Source organism: Zavarzinella formosa DSM 19928 (assembly GCF_000255705.1).
Lineage (GTDB): Bacteria > Planctomycetota > Planctomycetia > Gemmatales > Gemmataceae > Zavarzinella > Zavarzinella formosa.
In genome coordinates this window covers 717,115-720,893 of record NZ_JH636442.1, presented here as the reverse complement: position 1 = coordinate 720,893, position 3,779 = coordinate 717,115, and the positions used below count along the sequence as shown (strand labels likewise).

At 64.4% G+C, this 3,779-nt stretch carries 3 protein-coding genes; all 3 read right to left on the bottom strand.

Going from position 1 to position 3,779, the window contains the following annotated elements:
- Nucleotides 1–304: hypothetical protein (locus BGIM_RS64965; RefSeq protein WP_162136283.1), on the bottom strand; the 304-nt coding region annotated here is incomplete at its 3' end.
- Nucleotides 294–2,945 (bottom strand): MobF family relaxase, encoded by a 2,652-nt coding sequence (gene mobF / locus BGIM_RS52135; RefSeq protein ID WP_020472316.1) that lies wholly within the window; start codon nucleotides 2,943–2,945, stop codon nucleotides 294–296. The genes mobF and BGIM_RS64965, both read right to left, overlap by 11 nt.
- Before the next feature lie 63 nt (nucleotides 2,946–3,008).
- Nucleotides 3,009–3,779 (bottom strand): ISL3 family transposase (locus tag BGIM_RS59905; RefSeq protein WP_029630400.1); only part of this gene is annotated, 771 nt, incomplete at its 5' end.

The following is a 3,779-nucleotide window of genomic DNA, read 5'->3' as shown; positions in this document are numbered from 1 at the left end:
GCCGGTGTTGGTGGAGGTTGGAAACCCCCCGCCACAGTTTTCGACCCCGCACTGTCAGACGCCATTTCTCCGGCTCGTTGAATTCGACGGCGAAAGACGTGCCATCGGCGGCGAAGTTCGCGAAGCCCAGATGCGCGTACTGAAAGGCCCGGGAATCGGCCCGGCCGTTGATCACGCACAGACTCACCAGGCCCGCCGGGTCCGGTCTTGCGGCGCACGGCCCGAGGTCGTCCGCGGCGACCGGCACCTCCCTGGCCGGCGCGGGCGAGCCTTGCAGGATGTCGTCGAAGCTCTTACCTTTCATACGATTGCTCCCTGGTTCGGGAAATCTCAGCCAGGCGGGCCTTGGTTCGCTCGCGCCACTGGCGCAAGACGCCCCCGGCCCTTCTCATGAACTCACGCCATCTGGCCCGGGTTTTCACTTTCGCTGATTTGCGGGTTTGGCCCGTCAACTCGGTCGCCGACTTCCGCAGATCGGATCGCCGGATCGCCTCGCGCAGTTGCTCCGGAACGAGGTTGGTGTAAATGGCCGTCTGTTCGCGACCCCGCGAAACCGAGACGTAAAGCTGCTCGGCACTGATCGCCGGAAGCGATTTGCCTCCCATGGCGATGAACACCCGGTCAACGGTTTTGCCCTGGGCGGCATGGCTGGTCGTGACATACCCATGCGTCCAATGCCCGAACTCCCGGTCGATGACCCAGCCGTTGGCCAGTCGGAGATCGCCATCGGGGGTGAAGCCCCGGACGGTATGTTCGCCGCCGTTGTTGAGCCGGTGTTTGCCCGACTTGTCCCGGCCGTTGGCGGTGATGCGGATCACGTCGCCGACGGCCAGCGGTCGTTGGTCGCCGGCATAGACGGCGAAATGCTCCGGCCGGACCCGGCCCAATCGGAATTCCGTCGCCCTGACTCGCTCGCCCGCCTTGTACGGCCCCGAGTTGTGGTGAAACCGCACCACCTCAGAGCCGTCGTAACTCGCCGGATCCTCCCGCTCAGCCTCCGTCCAGCCGAGCGGCGTCAGACGCCCGACCAGCCGGTCATCCGGTCCGATCCGGCCATGTTCCCTCAGGCGCCGCCGGATGGCCGCCGTGACCTCCTCCCCCTCCGCATGGGTCGGTGCCACCGCCAGAACCGACCGGCCGTCCCCGAGGGCGGCCAGATAGTCGTTGACCAGCGGTTCGTTGTCCTCCGCCTGACGAACCCAGCCCAGTTTCTCCAGCCGGTCGAATCCTTTGAGCGTTTCCCCCCGCGAGAGCAGTTCCACCGCCGCCTTGTATTGCCCTCGCTGGCGCCGGATATCTCGCAGTTCGGCGACCGGAAGACCGGCGAACTCCTCAAGCACGCGCAGCGTCGCCCCCCGTTCCACGGAACCGTGCTGGCGCCGGTCCCCCTGAAGCACCACCCGGGCGTCGCACCGGCCGGCGACCTCGAACAGCCGGGCCGTCTGGCGGGTTCCCAACACCCCCGCCTCGTCGACCCAAATCACCCCGCCACGGGCGTTTGCCTGCATGGCGGGGTCGGCCAGGAACCGGGCCACGGTGTCGGCCTCGCCGAACCCTTCCCGGCGGAGGATGCCCCGGCTGGCCTCGGCCGACGGAGCCAGCGTCACAACCGGAAGGCCGATCCCCGCCGTTGTCGCCCGCATGGTTCGCGTCTTTCCCGTGCCGGCGGCCCCGCGGATCAGAATCACCCGGTCGTGTGATTCCCAGACGTGACGGCAAACCGCCCGTTGTTCGGCCGAGAGCGATTGAAAATCCGCATCCTGTTCCAGCCGGGGATGACGTCCGCAGGGGAACATGGTCCCCTTCCCTTCTCGCGCGAATTCGAGAAGGCGTTGTTCTTCGGAAAGCGCCTCGCGGGTCGTGGCCTCGCCGTCCCGGACCAACAAGCCCTGGCGTTTCGCCTCGGCTTGCACGCCTTCGGGCGTCACCGACCCGATGCCGCGCCGAATAGCCGCCTCGTAAAGCCGCCGCTCGTCAACGACACTGTTCCGCTCGAACAGGTGGCCGATAGCAAACCGGACCGCTTCCCGAGTGTCGCATTCGGAAGATTTCAGGCCGGTCAGCCGGGTGAGAGCCAGACGCTCCGATTCGGTCAGCCGCCCAACCCAGTAGCCGTTGAGATCGGCTTCGGCTTCCTTCGTTTTACCAAGGCGGGTGGTGGCCCCGAGCGTGTCCCGGCCGGCGGGGCTGCTGATTCCAAGCGTTTTGGCCACATTGTCAATATGAGCCCGCCGACGGGAGAACTTCCGCACCAGTTCGTCCGAGACCCCGGCGATTTCAAAAGCCTTGTCCTTCCGGCGAATTCCATAGCCGAGCTCGCGAAGGTTGCAAGCGAGGCGATTGTGGTAAATCGCCTCGAAGTACGGGGCGTCATGCTTGATTGGACCAATCTGGGCCGCCTTAAATCTCCCCTCGACCGGATCGAAGGTGGCGTTGAACACGACCACATGATCGTGAAGTGACATGTCGGGCATGGCATCGTCGGCGTTGATCCGGGTGTCGCGATGCGAAATCCGGATGGCGACCAGGTTGCCGGTCACCCGGTCTTCGTTCAGGCCGCCGACCCGGATCCGGCCGCGCATGTCGGCTTCGACATGACGCATCGTGTGGGCCACTGCCTCGCGGTGGGCTTCTTCGACCCGGTCATCGCCCCGGTTGTCCGCGCCGCCGAGTTCGCGGACGATCCCGACTGACTTCACGGAGTTGAAATTCAAGTCGATGCCGACCCGTCGGCCGTCGCGGGTGTGGGTGGTAAGCGGCCGGCCGGTCCTCGGATCACGGTTGTCACACAGCGAGAAGAAATCCTCCTTGGTCGCCTCGCCGCGCAAGCCGAGCATTTCCGCGCCCCGCCCCAGCCAGTCACCCCGGCTGTCCGCGTAATAGTCTCCGGTCTGGTAATAGGCATTGGCGGCCTGGGAATTGGTGATCCAACGGGTTCGCAGCACGGGCGTCTCCAACGGGGCACACCCAATGAAAGACGCGTGTTTGGAAGGATTATAAAAAATGGCTCATCCGAGAAGTTCGTACTTGGCTCGATGGATTGAGTAAATGCGAAGGTGGAAGAATTCTTGGTCACGGTAGCCATAGGCCTGTCGTTGCAGGGTCTTGATTTTGTTGTTCACCCCTTCGAGGGGGCCGGTCGAAATCGGACAGCGATGGTAGTTCAGCAGGCCGGTCCGGTGCATCTGGAAAGAACTCGCCATCTTCTGCAACACCGACAGCTTGGACGCCTCGGCCCGCCGACACCAGTCGTCCAGAAACCGGGCGGCGTCTTTCGGGCTCCCCTGCTCCCAGAAGTGGCGAAACTCTTCTTTCATGTAATACGCCGTCGCCAGCGGTTGGTTGATCCGCAGGGCTTCTTCCAGCCGGGCGCGTTCCCCTTTGGTCTCGTCCAGATTCTCGGGGTTTTTGAGAATCAGCCACCGCGTTCCCTTGAGCACGGTCTTGCCGAGCGGCCCCTCGGCCTCGCGTTGCAGTTCGCGGCGAAAATCGGAGAGGCGTTCGTTGAAGAGCTTCACGACATGGAAGTGGTCGAAGACATGGATGGCCTTGGGGAGATTCTCCCGGACGGCAAAGATGTACGCCGGGGACATGTCGGTGGCGACCGCTTGAATCTTCGCATGGGCGGCCTTGAGACGTTTCCAGAAGGGATCGAGGGCGCCGGCTCCCTTGCCGTGGCCGATGAAGACGACCGCCCCGGTGTTCAGGTCAAGGACGACGGTCAGGTAACGATGACCGTGGCCGACGGAGATTTCGTCGATGGCGATCCGCCGGAGGCG